Origin of the sequence: Bacillus sp. CH140a_4T, assembly GCF_008923725.1 — a bacterium.
GTDB lineage: Bacteria > Bacillota > Bacilli > Bacillales > Bacillaceae_G > Bacillus_A.
This window is the reverse complement of the sequence record NZ_WBPF01000005.1, coordinates 157,054-181,886: the sequence shown is the minus strand read 5'-3', so window position 1 is coordinate 181,886 and position 24,833 is coordinate 157,054. Positions and strand designations below refer to the sequence as shown.

The following is a 24,833-nucleotide window of genomic DNA, read 5'->3' as shown; positions in this document are numbered from 1 at the left end:
AAAAAAACACACTTTATTATACAAAGTGTGTTTTTTTGTTCGAAAAGATTACATACGAACAATAACAGAACCACCAGCTGGTGCACAAATTTGGTTTTGTTGTTGATCCATTGACTTAATTAAATGATTATTTTCTTCGATTAATGAGATTAATTTCGCTAATTGGCTTTCAAGACTTGCGATACGTTGCATCATATATTGTGAATCTTGATGCAACGTATTTCTTACAGGATGGGGGGAATAAACATATTGTTGATTTATATTTGGATTCCAATGAGGATGCATTTAAATCGTTCCTCCTTCAATAAATTACGAAGCTTTCTTATAGTAAATGCCTATGTATAATTAATGGTTACTTGGAATTTTTTTATTATAAAAGGAGTATGTAAAGAAAATGGAAAATATTATATGTGAAGTTAAAATGAATTTTTTGGAAATATTCAAGTGAGATAGTGAATATATTAATACATTCAAGTAAATGTATGTTATTTATGGAGAAACGATGGGAGGCGATGCAATTTTGACTAAAAATAAAAAAAGAAATGATGCATTGGCGATAGGTGTCGCTATAGGGGTTGTAATTGGTGTGTTTCAAGGGGTCTTTACTAGTAATTTAGTAATTGGAATTGTGATAGGGATCGTAATTGGCGTTGCATTTTTGAAGAAATAATGAGTTTGTAAATTTATTTAAAAAATCTCTTTATTAAAAGAATGAATTTTCGGAATATAAATCCTGTTTTTCCTTTTTTTACGATATTATAAATAAAAAGGATGGTGATGGATATGTCAACAAACAATCAAGTAGAACAAAACTGCTTTATTTGCGAAAAACATATAGGAAACATTACAGTTCCAGGTGGAGCTATTTACGAAGATGAACTCGTTTACGTTGGACATGTCCACTGGGATAGTGAAGAAACATACCTTGGTTATGTAATGATAGATATAAAAAGACATGTACCTGGTCTTGCTGAACTAACAGATGAAGAAGCGAAAGCGTTCGGACTTATAACAAGTAGAGCAAGTAAAGCGCTAAAAGAAAGTGAAGGTGCGGAACATATTTACACTTTTGTTTCAGGAAATGGTGTACCACATATGCATATGCACATCATACCGCGTTATGCAAATACACCAAAAGAGTTTTGGTCACCGACTGAAGTAGCGAAATGGACCGGTGCGCCTTATGGTGACGCAGAAAAAATCAAAAAACTATGCGAAAGAATACGAAAGTATATGGTGAGTGAATATGCATACAACAAATAATAGACATTATTCATGGGTTGGAAATACAGAAATGTGTTTAGGAGAAATTTCAGTTAAACAATATGGTGACATTGTACTTGGAAAATACGGCGGGAATATAAGCGCCGGAGCAAAAAAGAACGAAGATGGTGCGTTAGTTTGGTCGAATGGTGATTGGGAATTTGCAGCTATTTTAGATGGACATAATAGTGTGGAAAGTGTTGATTTAGTAGTAAATACAATCCAAAAAGAATATGAAAATATAAAAGTAATGATGAATGAATCGATTGATACAGTATTTCGATCTGTTGAAAATCACATACTGACAATATTTCAATCCTCTTCATTTAAGGAAAAGTGCCAAAGAATTAAAGGGGAAACAGCTTGCTTAATATGTGTAAGAAAAGAAAATTATATATGGTGGTTGTCTATTGGAGATTGCCTCATTTATGTATTTCATGAAGAGTTACATAAGTTAGGACAATATGCATTAAATCAACGTCATTTTTATGAATGGATTGGAAATGTAAACACATTTAATTTACCAGTCCCCTGTTATTCAACAGGCATTCGTGAATTACGTACTGGGAAGAATCGTATTGTAATGGTTACAGATGGAGTATTAGAATGCGGGGAACGTCATTATGAAACACCATTTAATCTATATAATGATATGAATAGAAATAATATAGAACTTGACGAAAGTGTTCATCATGTATTAGAGCACGTTCATCATCAATTCGGACGAGATAGTGCGACAATTATTAGTTGGGACGTTGAAAACAAAGAGAATGCTACATATCCGAGTGATCAACCGGATAAAAGGTAAAGGAGGAGAAATCACTGCTTTTAGTTAAAGGGATTTTATTAGTATTATGGATCATATTATTAGTTGTTTTGGAAAAAGTAGTGAGAAAAAAATTAAATATACCGAAACAAACTGACTGGAATAGTAAATATGTAAACAACGCACATAAATGGGGGACTAGGGGTCTTATCATTTCTTATATAATTGTTACGATGATATGTGCCACTTTAAATCCTATTTATATTAGTAATTTACCCATTTTATTTTTAATAACTTTATACTGTTTTCAATCATATATGGAATGGAAATTTGATAAAGAATCAAGGGAATATGTCATTTCTTTAGGAACGGTGCCATTTTTAATAATAACAGGAATTATGCTTAATCTTTTCTTTTATAGCTATTGGATTTAATCCTATGTGGAATGGACGGGGAAACAAAATGAAAAATCCTAAATTACGTGCTGAAGTAATGATTTTAAATGAAGATCATTCTAAAATACTTGTACAATGTGATTTAAGTGAAATATTTTATCGTTTTCCAGGCGGTTCTATTGAATTTGATGAATCAGCAACAGAAGCAATAATGCGAGAATTAATGGAAGAATACGATTTGAAGATTGACGTTCAAGAGTTAGTTGTTGTAAATGAGGATATTTTCGGGTGGAACAACGGAAAAGGACATCATTGCATATTGATACATAGGGGAACTGTTCAAGAGAGAATTACAAATGAAATAAGACATAAAAAATATGAAGATATTAAATTAACTTGGAAAAGTATAAATGAATTAAAGGAGAAGCCCACATATCCTGAAGGGATTGCAAGTTATTTAGAAGAGGATAACCGTAATATAGCCCACTTTATTTCTAAAAATAAATAAAGTAATAGGAGGTGAAGTAATGGGAACTTCTACTTTTTGGATTATAAGTATTATTTTTTGTATAGCTGTCTATTTTTTTGATAAGTTTTTAAGAAAAAAATTGAATATGCCAAATAGAGTTTTTTTGGGATATAAAAAACATGTAAATAGTTTACACAAAAAATTAGAAATAGGACTATTGTTTATTTATTTAATAACTAGTTTTATTTTCATCGTTAAATTCGAAAGCGTTAATATTGCTTATGTCATTTTTACTTATTTAGGCGGAACGTTAGTATTAAGAGCATTGATGGAATGGAAATTTGATAGAGAATCGAAAGAATATATATTTTCGATAATCGGAGTATTTACATTTGCTTTTATGACTTCGATGCTTTTTTACTTCTTTCCATCTGCCGCATAAAAAAATGATTGTTGGTGGTATAAATAATGAGATGACTTGAAAGGAATGTAAGTTATTTACAAGAAGATAACTGTCATGTGATCCACTTTATTTTAAATAATGCAACGTAGTAGGAGGGGATTGAACATGTGGAATTCTACAGTTTGGATAATAATTATAGGAATTGCTATAGGCGGATATTTTTTAGAGCAGTTTTTAAGAAGAAAGTTGAATATGGAGAAGAGGGGTTTCTTTGGATATAAGCATGTAAATAGCTTGCATGTAAAATTGGAAATTGGATTATTTATTATTTATTTTGTAAGTAGTATAATTTATGTTAATAGCGATGAAAATGCAAACATAGGCTATGCCTTTTTCATTTTTTTTGCAACGTTATGGATGTTACGGGCATGGATGGAGTGGAAATATGATAGGGAATCGAAAGAATACATTCTTTCGATAATCGGCTTATTTGCATTTATGGTTATGATTTCATTGCTACTTTACTTCGATCCGTTATCAGCGTAAAAGCAAGTCTATAGAAATAAATAAAACGAGGGGATGAAAAAGTTTGGAGTTAAATAACATATTAGAACGAATTCAAGTGAAATTTGCAGAGCAATCACTATTAATAATAGGTATTGATGGTTGTGGTGGTGCAGGAAAAAGTACGTTAGCTAATAAAATAAAAAGTAAATTTTCTACTGTAACGATTGTTCATATGGATGATTTTTATTTACCATCTTCACAAATTGTAAATGAACATCCTACGAATAAATCGATTGGTGCAGATTTTGATTGGAAACGCCTTTTACAAGAAGTTTTAGATCCAATCAGTAATAGCATTGAAGGATGTTATAAACGTTACGATTGGGAAACGGATTCTTTAGTAGAATCTCATACTGTCCCTGTAAACGGAATTGTTATTATAGAAGGTGTATATGCAACACGTCAGGAGCTGGCGGAAATGTATGATTTGAAAATATGGGTGAATTGTCCTCGTGAAACACGGATAAAAAGGGGAATTGCTAGAGACGGGGAAGCAGCGCGCGATATGTGGGAAAACAATTGGATGATTGCTGAAGATATGTATGTAGAAAGTCATATGCCACATGAATTTGCAGATTTTATAATTGATGGTACAAATAATGAAATAACTATTAAATAAGAAACCATTTACTACTAAATGGTTTCTTATTTAAATTTATCATTTATTTTAGCTAAAATAGATGTAACGAAATTTGTTTTATCCTCTGCATATCGATGTTTATCATTAGGATTAGCTTGTGAAAGTTGAATTTTTAACTGTTCATACTGTATACGAGAAGTTTTATTGTTTATTAAGTAATCTCTAAATTGTAATTGTTCTATTAAATATGTATTCCTTTGTTCATACATATGAATTTGATGAGTTCGTGGCTCGCCTTTATTAAAATAGTATCGTTCAGGCAGTACATCTTTTCTGTACTTATAATTTAGTAGTTCTAACTTTTTAATACATTTTATACCGTCCTTATAATCTTCTAATTCGATTGCAATATCAATAATTGGTTTTGCACTTAAATGTGGAATAGAGGTACTACCAATATGGTGTATCGCTAAAATATGTTTTCCAATTTGTTCTTCAATGAATTGTTTCTCTTTCATAAATTCAATTTGTCATTGTTCAGTCCATGGAACTAAAAATACTTTTCCATATGGTAAACCTAACATTTAATTCGCACCTCTTTCAAAATGGATTTCAAAAAGTCTATTACATTTTCTTAAAGGTTCTCAATACAAGGTATTCCCACAATCTCCAAGGAAGAATCTTCTTCGCAAAGATCATAAAATTTACACCTTTTCCAATCGGATATCGTAAATTCGTACGCTTAGATTCAGCAATTTTTACGATTTTATTAGCCACATCTATCGGATTACCAAATGTATCACTGCCGCTATTAATATGTTTTTGTATTTTACCCATATATTCTTTGTAAGGAGAAGATGTATCAGATTGGTTTGTAGCTAGTTGTTTACCAACTTCCCATATATTCGTGTTATAAGAACCAGGTTCAATTAAAGCAACATCTATTCCGAACGGTTGTACTTCTAAACGAAGGGATTCACTCCAGCCTTCTAATGCATATTTTGAAGAAACGTAAGGGGATAGACCAGGGAATCCAACTTGACCACTAATGCTGCTTATATTAATGATTTTTCCACTTTTTTGTTCTCTCATATAAGGTAATACAAGTTGAGTAATTGATATAGCTCCAAAAAGGTTCGTTTCCAATTGTTTACGGTATTCCTCGACTGGAATTTCTTCTACAAAGCCCCCAGTTGCATATCCTGCGTTATTAATAAGTAGGTCTACTCTGTTTATTTCTTTTATATATAATTGAAAGTTATGTATAGAGTTTTGATCGGTTACATCTAATTGTTGAACTGTTATGTTCTGCTGCAAGTTGAGTTGAGTAGCTTGAGATATTAAGTTTCCTTGTTTTTCAAGGTTCCTCATTGTAGCGATAACTAAATACTCTTTTTTTGCGAGTTCAAGTGTAGTTAATAGTCCAAATCCGCTTGAGGCTCCTGTAATAATTGCGATTTTTTTATTCATTTTCTGCCAGCTTTCTTTTTCCTTTATCATAACGAGTTATGAAAAGAAAATCTATTATTCTTACATTCGTTTTGAGTGCAATACCGTTAATTCTATTTTAAAAGAGGGAATCATACGGACTCAGCGTATATAAAGAAGTGAGTATAAATACATTAATGAAATGAGGGAATAAAAATGGCGCATGTGAAAGATGTATTAGCAGATCAATTGTTGGCGAATGCAAACGATCCTAGTTGGTATATTCCATTTTCAGATGCAGTGAAAGATCTACCTGAGAGAGAAGCTTTCTGGAAACCGAATGAAGAGAGTAATAGTATAGCTGAAATTGTACAACATTTATTGTATTGGAACTCAACGTGGCAAACTAGGTACAAAGAATCGAATGTGAATGCCGTGCCTGCTATTGGTGATAATAACAAAAGTTTTATGCTTTCAGATAATCAATCTTTCGATGAGTTAAGAGAGAAACTACTAGAGAAACTATTACAATGGCAAAAGCTTATAAATGAAGAAAAGGTTGAAAGTGATGTAGTTGGATTTCCTGTTTCTGCAAAGTGGTGGGAAGTATTAGCAAATGTAACAACTCATAATGCTTATCATATTGGTCAAATTATTTACATCCGGAAGTTACAGAAGAGTTTTGATAATGAATAAGATTATAATTCTCAAATTAGGTGAACAAAAGTGGACAAAACGAGACAAGTGTCTCATTTTGTCCACTTTTTTATTTTGAAAGAATAGAGAAAACCTATGAAATCAAGGATTAGAATTTGGCACAGTATTTGCAATATAAAAGATGAACAAGAAAATGGGAGGGCTGGACATGTTAAAAACAACTGAAAGTAAAGGGAATGAAATTACGAAAGAACAAGCTCGTTGGATGTATGAAAAAATGTTAGAGATTCGTAAGTTTGAAGATAAGGTACATGAATTATTCGCGCAAGGTGTTCTGCCAGGTTTCGTTCATTTATACGCAGGTGAAGAAGCGGTAGCAGTTGGTGTATGTGCCCACTTAACGGATAGTGACAGTATTACAAGTACGCATAGGGGACATGGACATTGTATCGCAAAAGGCTGTGATTTAAATGGTATGATGGCTGAACTTTTTGGGAAAGCGACAGGGTTATGTAAAGGTAAAGGCGGTTCCATGCATATTGCCGATTTAAATAAAGGAATGCTTGGTGCAAATGGGATTGTAGGCGGAGGTTTTCCACTTGCTTGCGGCTCAGCATTAACAGCTAAATATAAAGGTACGAAAGATGTAAGTGTTTGTTTCTTCGGTGACGGAGCAAATAATGAAGGAACATTTCATGAAGGGGTTAATTTAGCGGCGATTTGGAAGTTACCAGTTATTTTTATCGCAGAAAATAACGGTTACGGTGAAGCGACGACATTTGAATATGCTTCAAGTTGTGATTCCATTGCAGATCGAGCGGAAGCTTACAATATTCCAGGTGTTCAGGTAGATGGAAAAGATTTACTTGCAGTGTATAAAGCAGCTGAAGAAGCGGTGGAGCGCGCACGTAATGGCGGTGGGCCAACAATAATTGAATGTATGACATATCGTAATTACGGTCATTTCGAAGGTGAAGCGCAAACATATAAAACTTCAGAAGAAAAAGAAGAACATTTAAATGAAAAAGATGCCATTGTGAATTTCCGTAAGCATTTAATTCATGAAGCTTTATTAACTGAATCTGAGCTTGTGGATATGGAAAAGGCAGTAGATGAAGCAGTACAAAAATCAATTGAATTTAGTGAAAACAGTCCATATCCAGAGGATGAAGAATTATTAAAAGATGTATACGTTTCTTACAAACAAGAGGAGGGTGAAAAATAATGACTAGAACAGTAAGTATGTCAACTGCAATTAATGAAGCGATGAAAATCTCAATGCGTCGTGATGAAAACGTAATTTTAATAGGAGAAGACGTTGCAGGTGGTGCACAAGTGGATCACTTGCAAGATGACGAGGCATGGGGCGGTGTACTCGGTGTTACGAAAGGACTTGTACAAGAATTTGGGCGAAATCGTATTTTAGATACACCAATTTCAGAAGCGGGTTATATGGGAGCGGCGATGGCAGCTGCGGCAACAGGTTTACGTCCGATAGCTGAATTAATGTTTAATGACTTTATTGGTAGTTGTCTTGATCAAGTATTAAACCAAGGTGCAAAGTTCCGCTATATGTTCGGTGGTAAAGCGAAAGTGCCAGTTACAGTACGTACGATGCATGGTGCTGGTTTTAGCGCAGCAGCGCAGCATTCACAGAGTTTATATGCGTTGTTTACGAGCATTCCAGGTATAAAAGTTGTCGTTCCTTCTACTCCGTATGATGCAAAAGGCTTATTATTAGCGGCAATTGAAGATGATGATCCAGTGATCTTCTTTGAAGATAAAACACTCTACAATATGAAAGGTGAAGTGCCGGAAAGGTACTATACAATTCCATTAGGGAAAGCAGATATTAAACGTGAAGGTTCTGATGTAACAATCGTCGCAATTGGAAAACAAGTTCATACAGCACTTGCAGCTGCTGAGCAATTATCGAAAAAAGGACTTGAAGTAGAAGTAATCGATCCACGCTCTTTGTCACCGCTTGATGAAGATACGATTTTAGCATCTGTTGAAAAAACAAATCGTCTTATTGTTATTGATGAAGCAAATCCAAGATGTAGTATTGCAACAGATATTGCGGCAATTGTAGCGGATAAAGGATTCGATTTGTTAGATGCACCTATTAAACGAATTACAGCACCACATACACCAGTTCCGTTCTCGCCACCACTTGAAAAGTTATATTTACCAACGCCGGAGAAAGTAATTGAAACTGTATCAGAAATGATCGGAGACCACTCTTTATTACATGTGTAATGAAACGATGAGAAGGGAGAGAGAAACATGGCTGTAGAAGTTGTAATGCCGAAGTTAGGTATGGCGATGAAAGAAGGTATTATTACGAGCTGGAATATTAAAGCAGGTGATAATGTAGAAAAAGGTGAACTAATTGCTAGTATTAACTCGGAAAAAATCGAAACGGAAATAGAAGCACCAGCGGATGGAACTGTTCTTGATATAGCTGTAAGTGAAGATGAGGGAGTTCCGCCGGGTACTGTAATTTGCTATATTGGTAAACCGAACGAAAAAGTAGACGTAAATGAAAGTACACAAGTTGTAGAAGAAAAAACACCGAATTTAGAGCCGAAAAAGGTCCAACATCCAGAACCATATGCGATAGAGGTGACGAAGCAAAGAATCAAAATTTCACCTGTAGCGAAGAAAATTGCAAAGTCTGAAAATCTGGATATCAAGGCATTAGTTGGTACAGGACCTGGCGGAAGAATCACAAAGGTAGACGTATTAAAGGCGCTAGAAGAAAGAGTAGCAATTCCAGAAGTACTTGAACAAGAAGAAAGTAAAGTCGTTCCTGTTACTGGTATGCGAAAAGCAATTGCGAACCGTATGCATGCAAGTTTACAAAATAGTGCGCAATTAACATTAACAATGAAAGTAGATGTTACAGATTTAGTTGCTTTACATAAAGACATAGCGGAAGTTGTACAAAAACGATACGATAACAAACTAACTATTACGGATTTCGTTTCTCGTGCTGTTGTATTAGCGCTTAGAGAGCATAAAGAAATGAACAGCGCTTATATAGATGATGCCATTCATCAATTTGAACATGTCCATTTAGGCATGGCGGTCGCGTTAGAAAAAGGACTAGTCGTTCCAGCTATTCGCTTTGCTAATAATCTATCTTTAGTAGAGTTATCTCAAGAGATTAAAAACGTTGCACAAAAAGCAAGAGAAGGTAGTTTAAGTAGTGATGATATGCAAGGAACAACCTTTACAATTAGTAATTTAGGTAGCTTTGGGATTGAATATTTTACGCCAGTATTAAATACACCTGAAACTGGTATTTTAGGTTTTGGAGCAATTGAACACGTTCCTGTATATAAAGGAAAAAAATTAAGAAAAGGAAGTATGTTACCTTTAAGTTTAACATTCGATCATCGTGTATTAGATGGTGCACCAGCAGCTGCATTTTTACGCACAATTAAACGTTATTTAGAAGAACCTATAACAATTCTTTTATAAAGAGAAGGTGAGAGAATGAGTAAATTAGTCGTTATTGGAGGCGGACCTGCTGGCTATGTAGCGGCAATTACCGCGGCTCAAAATGGAAAAGATGTCACTCTTATTGATGAAGCGAATCTTGGCGGGACTTGTTTAAATGTTGGTTGCATGCCTACAAAATCATTGTTAGAAAGTGCAGAAGTGCATGACGTTGTGAGAAAAGCGAATCATTATGGAATTACACTTAACAATGGAAGTATATCAATTGATTGGAAGCAAATACAGGCGAGGAAATCACAGATCGTAACGCAGCTCGTCCAAGGAATTCAATATTTAATGAAGAAAAATAAAATAAAAGTTATACAAGGTAAAGCGAAATTTGAAACGGATCACGGTGTGCGAGTTACAAACGGTAATAAAGAAGATGTAGTAGATGGAGATCAGTTCATTATAGCGGCAGGCTCAGAACCGACTGAATTACCTTTTGCTCCATTTGATGGGAAGTGGATTTTAAATAGTAGCCATGCAATGTCCCTAGAAAACATACCGAAATCATTATTAATTGTTGGCGGTGGTATAATAGGGTGCGAGTTTGCAAGTATTTATAGTCGCCTTGGAACAAAAGTTACGATTGTTGAAATGGCACCGCAATTATTACCTGGTGAAGATAAAGATATCGCACAAATATTAAAAGAGAAACTAGAAAATGATGGTGTGGAAATATTTACAGGAGCAGCTTTAAAAGGATTAAATAATTATAAGAAGCAAGCTTTATTTAAATATGAAGGAAGCATCCAAGAAGCCAATCCGGAATATGTTCTCGTTTCTGTCGGCCGAAAACCACGAGTACAAGAATTAGATTTAGAAAAAACAGGTGTTCAATTTTCAAATAAAGGAATTTCAGTGAATGAACATATGCAAACAAATGTATCACATATTTACGCAGCAGGTGATGTGATTGGTGGAATACAACTTGCTCACGTTGCTTTCCACGAAGGAACGACAGCAGCATTACATGCGAGCGGAGAAGATGTGAAAGTAAATTATCATGCTGTACCTCGCTGTATGTATACAGCGCCAGAAATTGCAAGTGTTGGTTTAAACGAAAAAGATGCAAGAGAGCAGTACGGTGACATACAAATTGGAGAATTTCCTTTTACAGCGAACGGAAAAGCACTTATTATTGGAGAACAAACGGGTAAAGTAAAAGTTATTGTGGAACCTAAATATCAAGAAATTATAGGGATTTCAATTATCGGTCCTCATGCCACCGAACTGATTGGACAAGGCACCGTAATGATTCATACGGAAGTTACTGCCGATATTATGAGAGATTATATTGCAGCGCATCCAACTTTATCTGAAGCGATTCATGAAGCGTTATTGCAAGCAATAGGACATGCTGTGCATGTTTAAATGAAAATTAAATAAACGACTATTCTCTAGATTAGAGAATAGTCGTTTGGATATTTTATATTAGTAATAAAATATCCAATTATTTTTTAATTTCGATAGCTGAAGTAATATCATTCCAATCAGCAGCTAAATTAGCAGTTTTACCATACCAATCAGCGTGTTTAAATAGAACACCTTTTCCATATCCTTGTGTTGAAGTATGCTCCCAAAGCGTCGTTGAATAACTTGCAGAAGGTGAAGCTGTACTTACAGAAGAAATTCTGTCGTTCCAGCTAGAAGGTAAGTTTTTAAAACCGCTGCTCCAGTAAATATATTGTCCGCCTTTATTTTTATGTTCATAAAAATCAGTACTACCAGCACCACTGCCTAAAGTATTAATTTGATTTTTAAGTGCTTTTTTATCCTTTTCAACATAAGCATCCAATGTTTCTCTACTAGTAAAACCGTAAGCTAACCAATCTCCATTTTCATTTTGCTCAGGTAATACCATAGTAATTTGGATGTCTTTCTTATCCTGATCATTTAATTTTGCAAATGAACTAACATTTTGTTCATCCACTTTTAAATAATCAAATGATTTAATTGTGTTACTTTTTTCTTCAGCACTTACTGCACCTAGTCCTCCAGTGAATGCAAATCCCGCTACTAATGTCCCTGCTACTAATTTCTTCAACATATAACCATCCCTTTTTGTTTAAATTTTTGTACAAGTAAATCTTTGTACTAGTAAAATGTATTCTAAAAATAAATAATTGTAAATATTCTGAAGTTTTAGAAATAAAAGGCGGAATATTTACAGTTTTGCATTTATTCTTTAGAAAAAATAGTTATTGGAATGATATAATAAATAGATATATCGCTTTTGTTGGATGTTAAAATGTTTTAGGAGGAAAGCTATTGAAATATTTCAATAAAGATTGGTATAAAGAAATGCAAATTATAGAATTTGTAAGTTTTATAGAGTCTATAAAAGAATGGTCAGAAATGGATATACAAAGTTTAATTGAGGAAATAAAGGAAAGGAAAACAGATTTATTAAAATTCCTTCCTGAATCCATACATCCATTTATTCATAGCACCACAATTAATTCAGAGTATCCTTCTAGTGAATTGAAAAAACTTATGAAAGAGTGGATAGGGGATTGTGAGAAAAGAAGGGCTCATTTAGATCGATTCTATTTAGAGCACTTCCATTCAATTAAGAAAAAACTCCCAACAAATGTTATTCAGTTACATGAATACTCACTACATGACAGTGTAGTCAAATCAGTAGAGAGAAGATCAAAAGACACGCTAATCATTACTTTAGATTGCAGTGGTACGTTCAGTGAATTTGATAAACTGCAAGTAACTTTTACAGGGGTAACGAAATGTTCTATTCCGGAAGATTTTGAAGGTGCTTGGTGGTTATGTCATGAAATAGATCTTACGAATGAATGGTTCGAATTGGGTGTTTTATTTGATTGTCCATTTGAAGAAGTGACGATTTGTGCAAAAGATGTATTGCTTGAGATTGGTAACTAGTAAACTTTATTAGTGGACATAAAAAAAGATGGCTCCGATTGAATATCGGAACCATCTTTTAAGCGTTTGATTTTTCAGGGCTTTTTTATTAAACTGTCCATTTTAATTGTGAGTTTTTTATTTTAATATATATCAGATAGAATATATATCCAATCATACAAGATATTTGATTCAATATTACATCGTCTATATCCGCAGATCCTAAATAAGTTATATATTGTGTGATTTCAATTGTAATTATGATAATTAAGCAGACTAGCATAGATTTTAGGGACTTTTTTTAGATGGGAATACAATTGGAATTAAGAACCCTAAAGGGATAAAAGGAATAATATTTCCAATTATATTAATAAAACTAGATCCAATGCCCATAGTAGAACTATAAGAGTTTATAGTTCTAAATGGAATGAAATTAGATATAGATCCACCGAGCCTGTGTACATTCTCATAATTATCATGAGCCATATTTATGACATCTTCCACATTACCAAAAAATTTAAACACAACGAAGTTAATCAATAGTGCAATGTAAATCTAAAAAGTAATCTTCCAAAACCTAGATAAATTCATAATGGAATTCCTTTCGAATAAAAATATATTAATTAATTTTAACGCATTGATATTAGAATGTTATCAGTTGTGAAAAATAATGTACATAACGTTCACAGGATCGTTCTTGTATCTGCTAAGTTATATTTTTTCGCGTTTCTATGAGGGAATATCAATATGGAATGGTAGGATATTTACAGGTCGTGGATGTAAAGCACGTATGACAATCTCTTTATAAGAGACATATACCTTTATCAAATATATATGGGGGTGGGAAAAATATTTGAATTAAATGGTATAAAAAGTGGGAGAAAACTGTATAAAACAGAGTGAATAAGAATTGAAAATATTGTAAAACGGAAGAGACATGCATATAATTAAAATAAAGATGAAATTTCAGAATCTTCAATAACGGCGGTGGGTACATGTTTACTGAAGAGCGTAGAGAGAAAATTTTAGAGTTACTTAAGAAAGATGGAAGGGTAATTGCTAAAGATCTTGCGGAAAGTTTTGATATGTCTATTGATTCAATAAGAAGAGATTTGTCTATTATGGAGAAGGCTGGTTTATTAAAAAGAACGCACGGAGGTGCAGTTGAACTTACGCGAGTGAGAAACTTAGCCGCCGAACCATCTAAACGTTATCGTGATAGTTCACTAGATGAAGAAGCGATTGCGAAAGTTGCTGCATCCTACATACAAGAAGGAGATTCCATTTTTATTGGCGGGGCTTCTATCCATTATGCAATGTTAAAGTATTTACCTGAAACATCATTTACAGTGATTACGAATTCTTTAGAAATTGCTCGTAAGTTACGGGAGTATCAGAATGTAGAAACGTATTTAATTGGTGGAAAAGTAAAACCATCAGGAAATATGACAGATACACTTGCCTCTGAAATGATAAGTAGATTATCTATTGATCTGTATTTCTCTACAGGTGACGGCATTTCATTGAATGGTATAAGTACTGCAACGCCGGAAGTTGCTTATTTTGGAAAAACAGTAAGTAAAATTGCTAGAAGAAATATTTGTTTAGCTCCTCATACTAAACTCGGAATAGACTGCTTTATAAAAGGAGAGTCACTAATAGAAATTGACCTTATAATAACAGATGAAGAGGCTAGTAAAGAAATGATTCAACAATTTGAGAAACAAGGTAAAGAAATTGTAATAGCGTCAATCGACCCCATTTAAAAGGAGTTTGAAATGATTATAAAAGGACAAGAGTTTCATATAAATGGATTAACTTATACAATTCGTTCTGCATCTGAAACGGATGCTGAGCAGTTATCGGAAATTAGAGTTCAGATCGATGGCGAAACTGAAAATATGGATAGAGAAGCTGGAGAGGGATTTATAGATAAGATAGGTTTTCAAAAAATAATAAAAACAGATAGTGAAGAAACGAAAAATCTCTTTTTAGTTGCAGAAGTGCACAACCGAATCGTAGGATTTTCAAGATGTGAAGGATCAAATTTGAAAAGATTATCCCATAAAGTAGAGTTTGGTGTTTGTATTTTAAGAGAGTTTTGGGGATATGGAATGGGTAAGAGTCTATTACAACAATCTATTCAGTGGGCTGATAAAAATGAAGTGAAAAAGATATCATTACAAGTGTTAGAGACAAATGAAAAAGCCATTCAACTTTATAAAAAATTAGGTTTTGAAGTAGAAGGGATTTTAAAAAATGATAAAAGGCTGTCGGATAGGAAGTATTATAATACGGTTGTAATGGGAAGGTGTATTCATACATTTCATAAAAGAGGTGTAGTGGCATGTTCTACAGAAGAAAGTATTATATAGTAAAGAATGAATTTACAGAAATATTTAATGAACATTTCAATAACACGAACTTACCTAATCAATTAAAACATGGCTCCAAGCTAATAGGACGCTGGATGAAAGATAATAATAATGGTACAACTGAAATATTCGCCATATGGGAATATGATAGTTATAAACAGTATAAAGAAATTGAATCGAAAATTAGAAGTGACGAGAAGCATGTTAAAAGAATACATGATTGGTATGAAAAACATGGCGGAAGAGAATATGTTTTACAGAAGTACATAGTAGAGTTGAAAAATGAAGAGTTAGTATGTACTGTAAAGCGATAGAGGAGTGAGGGATAATGAGAATTAAAACAAAATTATATTTTAGTTTAGCATCTACCATTTTATTTGCAATAGCGGTGACAGTTTTCTTTATAAACGGCAATCCACAAAAGTGGTTTTGGTTATGTATTTTCTTTGCGTCCATCATACAAAATATAGTTCTACTAAAAAAGAATAAAGAAGCGCAATAAGATATTCAAATTATTAACATATTTGTGTCGTCTTTCTAGTTTTATTGAAAACGCTTTTATTCAGTTTTATAATATAAGTATGTTTTTACAGATCTCCAAAACAATGAATAGGGAGATGATACAATGTTAGCTTCACCGTTTTACTTACATACGTGGAAAAAGTTTGTTGATGAAGGGGTACTTGATTCGAATCGTATAAATGAAAGAATTTCAGAGTCATGGCATCGATGTAAACAAGCAAATGTGAATCCTCATATGAATAAAGGTCAGAAAATTTTGTCTTCTAATATTTTTCAGGATCAAAAGAAAAAGAGTGAAATCTTCCTTGATATAGCAATACCTCAAATACAAAATATGAGAAAAACCATTGATGAACTGCAAATGATGTCATTATTAATCGATCCAGATGGTTACGTTCTATCGTTAAGTGGAAATCAACAAACGTTGAAACGAGCGAAACATATTAATTTCATTGAAGGTGTGAAATGGACGGAAGCAGCTGTTGGTACAAATGCGATAGGAACCGCGTTACAGATTGAAGAGGCTATTATGATTAGTGGTACAGAGCATTACTCTGTCGCATCTCATAGCTGGAGCTGTGCGGCCGCTCCCATTCATAATGATGATGGGAAATTAATTGGTGTTCTAGATTTCTCCTGTCCAATTGAATTTTCACATCCATATATGCTCGGGATGGTAACTTCAATTGCACATGCGATTGAACGTGAATGTAGTATTCGATTGCATCAAAATGAACTACATTTAATCCATCGTTTTTTAGATGTAATTGACAGTGATGAACAAGTTGTCATTTGTAATCATCGTGATGTTATCGTTTCTGCAAGCAAGAAGGTTCGAGAACGAGTTTCTAATTGGTCACGAATGAAACTTGAAGATTTAATGCAATATGGATTGAAATCTAAATTAGAAGTACCATTATATAGTAATGATAGAATGATTGGGAAATGTATTTATGTAAAGGAAAATAAACAAGGAAATGTATTTTCAACTTCCCCATTTATAAACGGAATTACTTTCCCTGGAGTTATTGGGACAAGCAATGCTTTTCAACATACTTTAGAAGAAATTAAGCTAGTATCCCCAACTGATGCTAGTGTATATGTTTGTGGTGAAACAGGTGTAGGGAAAGAATATGTAGCGAGAGCGATTCATGAAAATAGTCCAAGAAAAAATGGTCCTTTTATAGCTGTTAACTGCGGTTCATTGCCGAAAGAATTAATGGAAAGTGAATTGTTCGGTTATGCTGAAGGAGCGTTTACAGGTGCACGGCGCCAAGGATATAAAGGGAAATTCGAACAAGCAGACGGAGGGACAATATTTTTAGATGAAATTGGTGAAGTACCGCCAGAGATGCAAGTAGCATTGTTACGTGTTTTACAAGAACGAACAGTAACCCCAATTGGCAGTTCAAAAGAGGTACCGGTAAATATTCGTATTATTACTGCGACACATAAAGATTTACTACGATTAGTAGAAGAAGGGAGATTCCGTCAAGATTTATATTATCGTTTACATGTTTATCCGTTATATGTTCCATCGTTAATAGAAAGAAAAGAGGATATTCCCTACTTCATACAAGATTTTTGTGAACGAAAGAATTGGAATGTTGTATTTCCGACGAGTATTTGTAATCAATTTTCACAGCATACATGGCCCGGAAATATTCGAGAGTTATTAAATGTGTTAGAACGTATTTACATTTTGTCGCAAGGTCGAGAAATATGCGAAAAACAAATCGCTTTTTTATTACAAACAATGATGGGAAATCAACATCAACTTGCATTACAAGCAGAAAATAAAACGGAGCATACATTCAATTTTCGTGAAAAAATACAGTGTGATAGCATGATTGAAGCGCTAGAAAAGACGAATGGAAATGTTTCATTAGCTGCAAAACTTTTAGATGTACCTCGAAGTACATTTTATAAACGAATGCAAAAATATAAGCTATAAAGTAGATTTTTGTAATCTACTTTTTCTTTGTGGGCTCATGTTCTGTCGGAATGTGCGCTTGCCAGGGAAATAATAGAATAGTTAGAAAATATTTTCCGGAAGGTGGACTTATGTGAAGTATATTGAAATTGGCATCGGAAATAGGTGGTTCGTTCGAACAGAAACTGAAAATAAAGATGGAGCTGAGTTTGAGAAACGAGGTATTATAAAACCTATTTATTTTGAGTCTTTATATGTACGAATGTGGTTTCGGAAAACGTGTTTAATTTTTGATACGAAAGAAGGGTTTAAAAAGGTTAAGAAGAGGAGGATTGAATATAAATTTTTAGTTGGGATTGTAAGTAGACTAAATAAAGAAAAGGTGTGCTAACATACGTAGTTATACTGGTTAGAAAATTTTTTGAACTTATATCAAATTCATAAAAAGCAATTTTTTAAATATAAATTGTTAATAAAGCCGCTAAGGAAACTTAGCGGCTTCTTTTTGAATAGGAGGGATTTACGTATGAATAGGATCTTAACGATTTTACTTGCAATTATTGTAATCGGGTATTCCATTTATAGTTGGGATGATGCATCGAAACAAAGTGTACTAATTTTACAAACGCTTTTAGGATGTATGTTAGTTAGTATGGGGGTGCAAAATTTAAAAAATAAAGAAAAAGAAAATAGGAGTATAGGAGTTGCTGTACTACTTGTTGCTTTATTTTTAATTATTGTATCGTTTATAAAATATTTTAAATGATTTTCTTATTATAATAAGCATTCTCACAATAAAAGTAAAAATTCTACTTGTATTTCACTATATAAAATATGGCATAATGATTTAGTTAAAATAGAATTGGATAGGGTATTTGAGAGGGGCAGTTTAATGAGTTTCGCACTAGAAATAGTAATAAAAGCACCAATTGATGTAGTATGTGAGTATATAATAGAGGATGAAAAAATAAAAGAATGGAATATGTTTATAATAGAAAATCGTTATCCTTCAAATATGGATAAAGAGAATCCGTGTGTAGGAGATAAATATATATCTGTTCAAAAAGTCGGTAAGAAAATAATTGAGGCAGAAGTAGAAATCATTGAATACGATGCACCACATATTATTTCACTAGGTAGTGAAATGAAGCAAGGTTATTCAGCGATGACTTATATGCTAGAAGAAGATGAGGAAGGTACAGCACTAACATTAATTTCAGAATATGAACCTAGTAATCTTTATTATAAAATTATGTATAAGTTAACAGGCTGGATTTCACGAGGTTTAACTATGGAACAAATGGAGCGTCTAGCAGAGTGTGTAGAAACTGCTTATAATAAAGAAAATTTATATTGAGTACATATTAAGGGAAAAACGTTACTCAAAGGATTGAGTAACGTTTTTATTATTTGAAGATTTTTCATTGAAAATCTTAATAGCTCTTTCATATATTTCTTGATCAATACAAAATCTTTCTGTTATCCAATAAGCAAGTTCAGAAGAGATAAGGTTATGTTCTCTTTTCTTACCTTGGAAATATCGTTTTAAAACATTATCATGAATAGAAGTTGGAATGCCATCGATATAACCGAAGATTTGAATCTTCTTTAAAACAGGAGATGTACGCCAATCATTAGACTTAGTAATGAGTTCTTTCATACTTTCTAAATGTATTGGCTCTGTATATAAAATTTTTGATGGACCTGGAACTCTAGTAATTTTAATACTATTATTTGAGACTTCATAAGTAAAAACCGGTTTTAGCGTTACCATACCCAGATAATATATTTTTATAGATGTAAAAGAGCACACCTTACTTATTGAAGGTGTGCTCTTTATATAACCCAGTCGTATACATATCTGTCAATGTATATACTATCTCTTCTAACTCTAATTTTTTATCATTTTTCACAATCGTCCAAAGAAACATCTCATTCATCGCGAACCAAGCACGTGCTACAATGTCTTTATTTAATTCAGTCTTTGCTAATCCACTCTTTTGAGAGTATGTAATATCCTGCGTAATATTGTTTATAAAGCGTTCCCGTATCTCGTCCCATTTTTGACGTATTTCTTTTGATAATCCGATTGCTTCCTGCACAACTTGCAATATAGCTCGTTCTTTTTCTGCTAGTTGTAGGAATGCTCTAACTTGATTTTGGATCATTTTATGTGCTTCCTCTTTCGTTTGAGGCGAAAAGGAGCGCTCGGCAATATCATAAAATTGATTCATGACATCTTCCATTAAAACAATGAGAAGATCATCTTTGTTTTTAAAGTATACATATGCGGTGCCATAACCGGTTTCTGCATGTTTAATAATTTGTGTAACTGTCGTTTTTTGAAATCCGTTACGTATAAAAATAGTGTAACCAGCGTGTAATAGTTTCTTCTTTGTTTCTAAGGAGCGGTGTTTTCTTGATGAAAGAGTATTGTTTTTCAAAGAATCACCTCTTTATACTGAAATATCTGAAAATATAACTGTATTGTAAAAGAAATTCATATATAAAGTCAACTGACATAATATCATTGACGTTATATCAACTAAGGTGATATATTTCAATTAGTTAGAATAAAAAGAATATTAAAAGAAGGTGACACCATGTATAAAGAACCATTTCAACCAACTTATGAATATGCGCTTGAATGTGATAAACATGATGAACTGAAAGATTTTCAAACTGAATTCTATAAAAAAGAAGGAACGATATATTTAGATGGAAACTCATTAGGGCTACTTTCAAAAAGAGCAGAGAAATCGTTACTCACTTTGCTAGATTCATGGAAAGAGTATGGCATTGACGGCTGGACAGAGGGTGAGCATCCGTGGTTTTTCCTCTCGGAGAAATTAGGTGAGTTGACTGCACCTCTTATTGGAGCTTTACCAGAAGAAGTTATTGTAACCGGTTCCACGACGACAAATATACACCAAGTGATTGCCACATTTTATGAGCCGAAAGGAATACGTACAAAAATTCTTGCGGATGAATTAACATTCCCGTCAGATATATATGCACTTCAAAGTCAAATTCGTTTAAAAGGATTAGATCCAGATGAGCATTTATTACGAGTGAAGAGCCGAGATGGTAGAACACTTTCTGAAGATGATATTATTCAAGCAATGACAGATGATATCGCGTTAATTTTATTGCCTTCTGTACTATATAGAAGCGGCCAAATTCTTGATATGAAACGTTTAACAGCGGAAGCGCATAAACGTGGTATTCATATCGGATTCGATTTATGTCATTCAATCGGTTCTATTCCGCATCATTTCAAAGAATGGGATGTTGATTTCGCTATTTGGTGTAATTATAAATATTTAAATGCAGGACCTGGTGGAGTTGCAGGGCTATATGTAAATAAAGAGCATTTTAATAGACTTCCAGGATTATCAGGTTGGTTTAGTTCTAGAAAAGATAAGCAGTTTGATATGGAACATACATTAACAGCTGCTGATCATGCAGGTGCTTATCAAATTGGTACACCGCACGTATTAAGTACTGCACCTTTAATTGGTTCTCTTGAAATTTTTAAAGATGCTGGTATAGAGCGTTTACGTGAAAAATCTCTACATATTACAAGATATATGCTGAATTTAATTGATCATGAATTAAAAGATTTCGGATTTATAATTGGAAATCCATTAGAGGATGAAAAACGAGGCGGGCACATTTATTTAGAGCATGTAGAAGCAGCACGCATTTGTAAAGCGCTAAAAGCAAATGGAGTTATCCCTGATTTTCGTGCACCTAATGGAGTAAGACTTGCGCCAGTCGCTTTATATAACACATACGAAGAAGTGTGGCATTCTGTTCAAATTTTAAAGAAAATCATGAAAGATGAAGAATATAAGCGGTTTGAAAATAAGCGAGAGGTTGTGGCATAAACATGAAAACACCAGAGTGGATTGATATTTCACAACCGCTAAATAATGAAATTGCGACTTGGCCAGGGGATACACCGTTCTCGTATGAAGTTTCATGGTCAAAAGAAGAAAGCGGGTCGGTAAATGTCGGAAAGTTAACGATGAGTATTCATACAGGTACTCATATTGACGCACCGTTTCATTTTGATAATGATGGTAAGAAAGTACTAGATTTAGATGTTCAAGTTTATGTCGGTCCAGCGCGCATCATAGATGTTTCTAATCTTGAAAGCATCGGAAAAAAGGAATTAGAAACCTTTCATTTAGAAGGCGTAGAACGATTGTTGTTACGCACATCTTCACATGGTAAAGTGAATGAATTCCCAGATGTAATCCCGCATTTACGTGCAGATATAGCACCATTTCTTTCAGAGAGAGGTATCCGTTTAATCGGGGTAGATGTACCTTCAGTTGATCCATTAGATGATAAAGAATTAGCAGCGCATCATCAATTGTTTAAACATGGCATACACATTTTAGAAAATGTCGTACTAGATCATGTAGCAGACGGCGATTATGAATTAATCGCATTACCACTTGCCTTAACAGATGCAGATGGAAGTCCAGTTCGAGCAGTTATTAGACCAATATAAGTAGAATTATATAAAAGGGGCGTTTGGCTAATATGAAAGAAAACGAAAAGGTAATTATGGAAAAAGGAATTCATACGGACTTTAAAGAGAATATGACGTACGGGGAGTATTTACAATTAGATAGTTTACTATCTTCTCAAAAGAGATTATCAGACCATCATGATGAAATGTTATTTATCGTGATTCACCAAGCAAGCGAACTTTGGATGAAGCTTATTTTACATGAGTTAAACGCAGCAATTGAGTCTATTAAACAAGATAAATTACAACCAGCGTTTAAAATGTTAGCACGTGTATCAAAAATCCAGTCGCAAATTATTCAATCTTGGGATATTCTTGCGACATTAACTCCATCAGAGTACATTGAATTCCGTGACTCACTCGGTCAAGCTTCAGGTTTTCAATCGTATCAATATCGTATGATTGAGTATGCGCTTGGTTATAAAACACCGCATGCATTAAAAATTTATGAAAAAGATCCAGAATTACACGCTCGCCTTCATACAGCGCTACACGCACCAAGTTTGTATGATGTGGCAATTCAAGCACTTGTAAAAGAAGGATTCCCTATTCATAAAGATGTGTTAAATCGTGATATTACGCAGCCTTATGAAGAAGATGCAACAGTAGAAGCGGCATGGTTAGAAGTGTATGCCGATGTGAAAAAATATTGGAACTTATATCAGCTTGCTGAAAAATTAATTGATATCGAAGATTGGCTACAACAATGGCGTTTCCGTCATATGAAAACGGTAGAACGTATTATCGGACATAAAATGGGAACAGGTGGCTCTTCTGGTGTGTCTTATTTAAAACGAGTACTTGATCAACGTTTCTTCCCAGAGCTTTGGAATGTTCGTACGAAATTATAAAAAAGAAACCTGTCAGTGCATTAATGACAGGTTTCTTTTTTATTTGATCACAATTATGTTTTAATTGAAGTTACAGGATATAATAAATCAAGTAATGATTTAATTGGAGGTAAAGTTTTGGATTTCAAGCAACTAGAAAATAAATTTGAAAAGAAAAAAGTAAATACATTTCTTGTTTATCAAAAAGGTGAGTTAACAACTGAGTATTATAAAACGTTAGAGTGTGAAAATAATCTTTTTAAAATAAATTCGATTACAAAAAGCATTGTATCTATATTAATTGGTATCGCAATCGATAAAGGATATATAAATGATATACATACATCGATTACAAAATGGATTCCTAATGTACCAGAAGAAAAAAATGAATTAACAATTTACCATCTATTGACGATGACTACAGGTGAAGATTGGAAAGAGTTCGGAAATGGAGTAGTGTTTCCAAATGATTTTGTAGAATCGGAAAACTGGGTCCAATACATATTAGAAAAACCAATAATTGAAGAACCCGAAACAAATATGAATTATAACTCAGGTTCTTCGCATTTGCTTAGCTACATTATCCAAAAAGCTACTGGAATATCGACAGAGCAGTTTGCGAAAAGGTACTTATTTGATCCGTTAGAAATTACCGAATATGAGTGGCAACAAGATCCCAAAGGAATACATGTCGGCGGTTTCGGTATGAAAATGAAATCTAAAGACTTATTAAGGATCGGAATATTATGTTTGCAGAATGGATATTGGCAAGGGAATGAAGTTGTATCCTCGAAATGGTTAGAAGAATCAAGTACAGCTCTATTTGAAACGTATGAACATGTCGGGGCATATGGATATCACTGGTGGGTATTGAATAATGAAAGATTTCACATACCGTATTGTATATATTTTGCTATGGGATATGGCGGGCAATACATCGTTATCATTCCGCAGTTAGAGCTTATTGCTGTAATAAGTAGTCATATGCCAAAACGTGGACTTGTTCCATTGAAATTGTTTATTGAGCATGTACAAGAGAATTATTAGTTTATATAAGAAGAGGAGAGAATGTATGAAAGGTGTAAAAACATTATCTTTATTTAGACTATGTTTAAGTCTTTTAGCATGTAGTGCCATTACTACGCAATTTCTAATAAGAGCACAAATGAAACCATTCAATCCAGTTAATTTTTTTAGTTTCTTCACTATTGAAAGTAATATCTTAGTAGCGGTTATTCTCCTTCTTAGTAGTATAGGAACAGCTACATTTGGTCGATCAGAGCAGTTTGGTATACTCCGTGGTGCGGCAACGGTATATATACTTACGACAGGACTCATTTATTTTTTGCTATTAAAAGGATTAGAAGAATCACTTCAAACTGCAATACCATGGGTAAATACGGTGCTACATTATATCATGCCAATAGCCATGCTTTTAGATTGGATTTTAAATCCATCTAGTAAGAAGATCACTTGGAAACAAGCTTCAAGTTGGCTCTTATTCCCGTTTTTTTACGTTGTGTATAGCTTAATACGTGGTCCACTCGTGAATTGGTATCCATATCCGTTTTTAGATCCGAGAATAGGTGGATATGATAGAGTATTTTTATACAGTATAGGGATAGCAGTTGTAATTGGTGCTATTTGTATATTGGTAAGATTTTTAGGGAATCGAAATTTTAGAAATGAAAGAAACCCCACTGTTTAAAATATAAATA

Annotated in this window: 34 protein-coding genes and 1 pseudogene; 27 read left to right on the top strand and 8 right to left on the bottom strand. The window is 33.5% G+C overall.

All coding sequences use genetic code 11. The features are described 5' to 3' along the window. Nucleotides 1-48: 48 nt before the first annotated feature. Entirely contained in the window at nucleotides 49-285 is a 237-nt protein-coding gene (locus F8162_RS01915; protein ID WP_151583011.1) for a hypothetical protein, read from the bottom strand. Between the two features lie 217 nt (nucleotides 286-502). Between F8162_RS01915 and F8162_RS01910 the strand changes: the two genes are divergently transcribed. From F8162_RS01910 to F8162_RS01875, 8 genes are all read left to right on the top strand, one after another. After that, nucleotides 503-670: a septum formation initiator gene (locus F8162_RS01910; protein WP_144611597.1), complete on the top strand. Its 168-nt coding sequence runs from the start codon at nucleotides 503-505 to the stop codon at nucleotides 668-670. Between the two features lie 101 nt (nucleotides 671-771). After that, nucleotides 772-1,263, top strand: coding sequence for an HIT family protein (locus F8162_RS01905; RefSeq protein ID WP_318826079.1), 492 nt, complete (start codon nucleotides 772-774; stop codon nucleotides 1,261-1,263). Then, nucleotides 1,247-2,071: a PP2C family serine/threonine-protein phosphatase gene (locus F8162_RS01900; protein WP_151583005.1), complete on the top strand. Its 825-nt coding sequence runs from the start codon at nucleotides 1,247-1,249 to the stop codon at nucleotides 2,069-2,071. Before F8162_RS01905 ends, F8162_RS01900 begins: the two co-directional genes overlap by 17 nt. Nucleotides 2,072-2,139: 68 nt before the next feature. Then, nucleotides 2,140-2,463 carry a DUF4181 domain-containing protein gene (locus F8162_RS01895; protein WP_151583002.1) on the top strand — a complete coding sequence of 108 codons (324 nt, stop codon included), beginning with the start codon at nucleotides 2,140-2,142 and terminating at the stop codon, nucleotides 2,461-2,463. A 28-nt stretch (nucleotides 2,464-2,491) separates the two neighbouring features. After that, nucleotides 2,492-2,932: an NUDIX domain-containing protein gene (locus F8162_RS01890; protein ID WP_151582999.1), complete on the top strand. Its 441-nt coding sequence runs from the start codon at nucleotides 2,492-2,494 to the stop codon at nucleotides 2,930-2,932. Nucleotides 2,933-2,951: 19 nt separating this feature from the next. Further along, on the top strand, nucleotides 2,952-3,335 hold the full coding sequence (locus tag F8162_RS01885) for a DUF4181 domain-containing protein (protein WP_151582997.1): 384 nt from the start codon (nucleotides 2,952-2,954) through the stop codon (nucleotides 3,333-3,335). Between the two features lie 126 nt (nucleotides 3,336-3,461). After that, a complete protein-coding gene (locus F8162_RS01880) occupies nucleotides 3,462-3,842 on the top strand; it encodes a DUF4181 domain-containing protein (RefSeq protein ID WP_151582995.1) in 381 nt (126 codons plus the stop codon). 43 nt (nucleotides 3,843-3,885) lie between these two features. After that, nucleotides 3,886-4,482, top strand: coding sequence for a uridine kinase (locus F8162_RS01875; RefSeq protein WP_151582993.1), 597 nt, complete (start codon nucleotides 3,886-3,888; stop codon nucleotides 4,480-4,482). A gap of 26 nt (nucleotides 4,483-4,508) precedes the next feature. On the opposite strand, the gene F8162_RS01870 is transcribed toward F8162_RS01875, so the two are convergent. After that, nucleotides 4,509-4,970 (bottom strand): GrpB family protein, encoded by a 462-nt coding sequence (locus tag F8162_RS01870; RefSeq protein WP_225990144.1) that lies wholly within the window; start codon nucleotides 4,968-4,970, stop codon nucleotides 4,509-4,511. Between the two features lie 97 nt (nucleotides 4,971-5,067). After that, a complete protein-coding gene (locus tag F8162_RS01865) occupies nucleotides 5,068-5,913 on the bottom strand; it encodes an oxidoreductase (RefSeq protein WP_225990132.1) in 846 nt (281 codons plus the stop codon). A 174-nt stretch (nucleotides 5,914-6,087) separates the two neighbouring features. Here F8162_RS01865 and F8162_RS01860 point away from each other — a divergent pair, with 174 nt between their 5' ends. The 5 genes from F8162_RS01860 to lpdA all read left to right on the top strand — a co-directional run bounded on the left by F8162_RS01860 (nucleotide 6,088) and on the right by lpdA (nucleotide 11,409). Beyond that, entirely contained in the window at nucleotides 6,088-6,567 is a 480-nt protein-coding gene (locus F8162_RS01860; protein ID WP_151582989.1) for a DinB family protein, read from the top strand. A 169-nt stretch (nucleotides 6,568-6,736) separates the two neighbouring features. After that, nucleotides 6,737-7,753, top strand: a complete 1,017-nt coding sequence (acoA, locus tag F8162_RS01855) for an acetoin:2,6-dichlorophenolindophenol oxidoreductase subunit alpha (protein ID WP_151582987.1) — start codon at nucleotides 6,737-6,739, stop codon at nucleotides 7,751-7,753. After that, nucleotides 7,753-8,787 (top strand): acetoin:2,6-dichlorophenolindophenol oxidoreductase subunit beta, encoded by a 1,035-nt coding sequence (gene acoB / locus F8162_RS01850; protein WP_151582985.1) that lies wholly within the window; start codon nucleotides 7,753-7,755, stop codon nucleotides 8,785-8,787. The genes acoA and acoB overlap by 1 nt, the downstream gene beginning before the upstream one ends. Before the next feature lie 27 nt (nucleotides 8,788-8,814). Beyond that, nucleotides 8,815-10,014 (top strand): dihydrolipoamide acetyltransferase family protein, encoded by a 1,200-nt coding sequence (locus tag F8162_RS01845; protein ID WP_151582983.1) that lies wholly within the window; start codon nucleotides 8,815-8,817, stop codon nucleotides 10,012-10,014. Between the two features lie 15 nt (nucleotides 10,015-10,029). Continuing rightward, a complete protein-coding gene (gene lpdA, locus F8162_RS01840; protein WP_151582981.1) occupies nucleotides 10,030-11,409 on the top strand; it encodes a dihydrolipoyl dehydrogenase in 1,380 nt (459 codons plus the stop codon). Between the two features lie 79 nt (nucleotides 11,410-11,488). On the opposite strand, the gene F8162_RS01835 is transcribed toward lpdA, so the two are convergent. Next, on the bottom strand, nucleotides 11,489-12,085 hold the full coding sequence (locus F8162_RS01835) for a hypothetical protein (RefSeq protein ID WP_151582979.1): 597 nt from the start codon (nucleotides 12,083-12,085) through the stop codon (nucleotides 11,489-11,491). A gap of 221 nt (nucleotides 12,086-12,306) precedes the next feature. On the opposite strand from F8162_RS01835, the gene F8162_RS01830 reads away from it, so the two are divergent. After that, a complete protein-coding gene (locus F8162_RS01830) occupies nucleotides 12,307-12,933 on the top strand; it encodes a DUF4085 family protein (RefSeq protein WP_151582977.1) in 627 nt (208 codons plus the stop codon). A gap of 88 nt (nucleotides 12,934-13,021) precedes the next feature. On the opposite strand, the gene F8162_RS29400 is transcribed toward F8162_RS01830, so the two are convergent. Both F8162_RS29400 and F8162_RS29395 read right to left on the bottom strand, forming a co-directional pair. Then, nucleotides 13,022-13,195 (bottom strand): VanZ family protein, encoded by a 174-nt coding sequence (locus F8162_RS29400; protein ID WP_151582975.1) that lies wholly within the window; start codon nucleotides 13,193-13,195, stop codon nucleotides 13,022-13,024. Between the two features lie 5 nt (nucleotides 13,196-13,200). Beyond that, complete coding sequence (locus tag F8162_RS29395; protein WP_413226573.1) at nucleotides 13,201-13,461, bottom strand: VanZ family protein; 261 nt, start codon at nucleotides 13,459-13,461, stop codon at nucleotides 13,201-13,203. A gap of 446 nt (nucleotides 13,462-13,907) precedes the next feature. Here F8162_RS29395 and F8162_RS01810 point away from each other — a divergent pair, with 446 nt between their 5' ends. The 8 genes from F8162_RS01810 to F8162_RS01780 all read left to right on the top strand — a co-directional run bounded on the left by F8162_RS01810 (nucleotide 13,908) and on the right by F8162_RS01780 (nucleotide 19,099). Continuing rightward, a complete protein-coding gene (locus F8162_RS01810; protein ID WP_151582971.1) occupies nucleotides 13,908-14,678 on the top strand; it encodes a DeoR/GlpR family DNA-binding transcription regulator in 771 nt (256 codons plus the stop codon). Between the two features lie 12 nt (nucleotides 14,679-14,690). After that, nucleotides 14,691-15,287 carry a GNAT family N-acetyltransferase gene (locus F8162_RS01805; RefSeq protein ID WP_151582969.1) on the top strand — a complete coding sequence of 199 codons (597 nt, stop codon included), beginning with the start codon at nucleotides 14,691-14,693 and terminating at the stop codon, nucleotides 15,285-15,287. Beyond that, nucleotides 15,260-15,601, top strand: a complete 342-nt coding sequence (locus tag F8162_RS01800; RefSeq protein WP_151582967.1) for an NIPSNAP family protein — start codon at nucleotides 15,260-15,262, stop codon at nucleotides 15,599-15,601. Before F8162_RS01805 ends, F8162_RS01800 begins: the two co-directional genes overlap by 28 nt. A gap of 14 nt (nucleotides 15,602-15,615) precedes the next feature. Continuing rightward, the gene (locus F8162_RS28610) at nucleotides 15,616-15,789 is read left to right on the top strand and encodes a hypothetical protein (protein ID WP_192797589.1); all 174 of its coding nucleotides are present in this window, start codon (nucleotides 15,616-15,618) and stop codon (nucleotides 15,787-15,789) included. Between the two features lie 123 nt (nucleotides 15,790-15,912). Continuing rightward, nucleotides 15,913-17,763 carry a sigma-54-dependent Fis family transcriptional regulator gene (locus tag F8162_RS01795; protein WP_151582965.1) on the top strand — a complete coding sequence of 617 codons (1,851 nt, stop codon included), beginning with the start codon at nucleotides 15,913-15,915 and terminating at the stop codon, nucleotides 17,761-17,763. A 112-nt stretch (nucleotides 17,764-17,875) separates the two neighbouring features. After that, a complete protein-coding gene (locus tag F8162_RS01790) occupies nucleotides 17,876-18,133 on the top strand; it encodes a DUF3977 family protein (RefSeq protein ID WP_151582963.1) in 258 nt (85 codons plus the stop codon). A gap of 135 nt (nucleotides 18,134-18,268) precedes the next feature. Continuing rightward, complete coding sequence (locus F8162_RS01785; protein WP_151582961.1) at nucleotides 18,269-18,508, top strand: DUF3953 domain-containing protein; 240 nt, start codon at nucleotides 18,269-18,271, stop codon at nucleotides 18,506-18,508. 126 nt (nucleotides 18,509-18,634) lie between these two features. Continuing rightward, entirely contained in the window at nucleotides 18,635-19,099 is a 465-nt protein-coding gene (locus F8162_RS01780) for an SRPBCC family protein (RefSeq protein WP_151582959.1), read from the top strand. Nucleotides 19,100-19,120: 21 nt separating this feature from the next. Here F8162_RS01780 and F8162_RS01775 read toward each other — a convergent pair. Together F8162_RS01775 and F8162_RS01770 are read right to left on the bottom strand one after the other, a co-directional pair. Then, nucleotides 19,121-19,507: pseudogene (locus F8162_RS01775) on the bottom strand (hypothetical protein); the annotation flags it as partial. A gap of 49 nt (nucleotides 19,508-19,556) precedes the next feature. Continuing rightward, entirely contained in the window at nucleotides 19,557-20,186 is a 630-nt protein-coding gene (locus tag F8162_RS01770; RefSeq protein ID WP_151582957.1) for a TetR/AcrR family transcriptional regulator, read from the bottom strand. A gap of 159 nt (nucleotides 20,187-20,345) precedes the next feature. Between F8162_RS01770 and kynU the strand changes: the two genes are divergently transcribed. The 5 genes from kynU (at nucleotide 20,346) to F8162_RS01745 (ending at nucleotide 24,823) form a co-directional block, all read left to right on the top strand. Further along, a complete protein-coding gene (gene kynU, locus F8162_RS01765) occupies nucleotides 20,346-21,632 on the top strand; it encodes a kynureninase (protein WP_151582955.1) in 1,287 nt (428 codons plus the stop codon). 2 nt (nucleotides 21,633-21,634) lie between these two features. Then, nucleotides 21,635-22,264 carry an arylformamidase gene (kynB, locus tag F8162_RS01760; protein ID WP_151582953.1) on the top strand — a complete coding sequence of 210 codons (630 nt, stop codon included), beginning with the start codon at nucleotides 21,635-21,637 and terminating at the stop codon, nucleotides 22,262-22,264. A 32-nt stretch (nucleotides 22,265-22,296) separates the two neighbouring features. Further along, nucleotides 22,297-23,136, top strand: coding sequence for a tryptophan 2,3-dioxygenase (gene kynA / locus F8162_RS01755; protein WP_000661967.1), 840 nt, complete (start codon nucleotides 22,297-22,299; stop codon nucleotides 23,134-23,136). Between the two features lie 117 nt (nucleotides 23,137-23,253). Next, on the top strand, nucleotides 23,254-24,162 hold the full coding sequence (locus F8162_RS01750) for a serine hydrolase domain-containing protein (protein ID WP_151582951.1): 909 nt from the start codon (nucleotides 23,254-23,256) through the stop codon (nucleotides 24,160-24,162). Nucleotides 24,163-24,187: 25 nt separating this feature from the next. Continuing rightward, nucleotides 24,188-24,823 carry a Pr6Pr family membrane protein gene (locus F8162_RS01745; RefSeq protein ID WP_151582949.1) on the top strand — a complete coding sequence of 212 codons (636 nt, stop codon included), beginning with the start codon at nucleotides 24,188-24,190 and terminating at the stop codon, nucleotides 24,821-24,823. Nucleotides 24,824-24,833 lie beyond the last annotated feature (10 nt).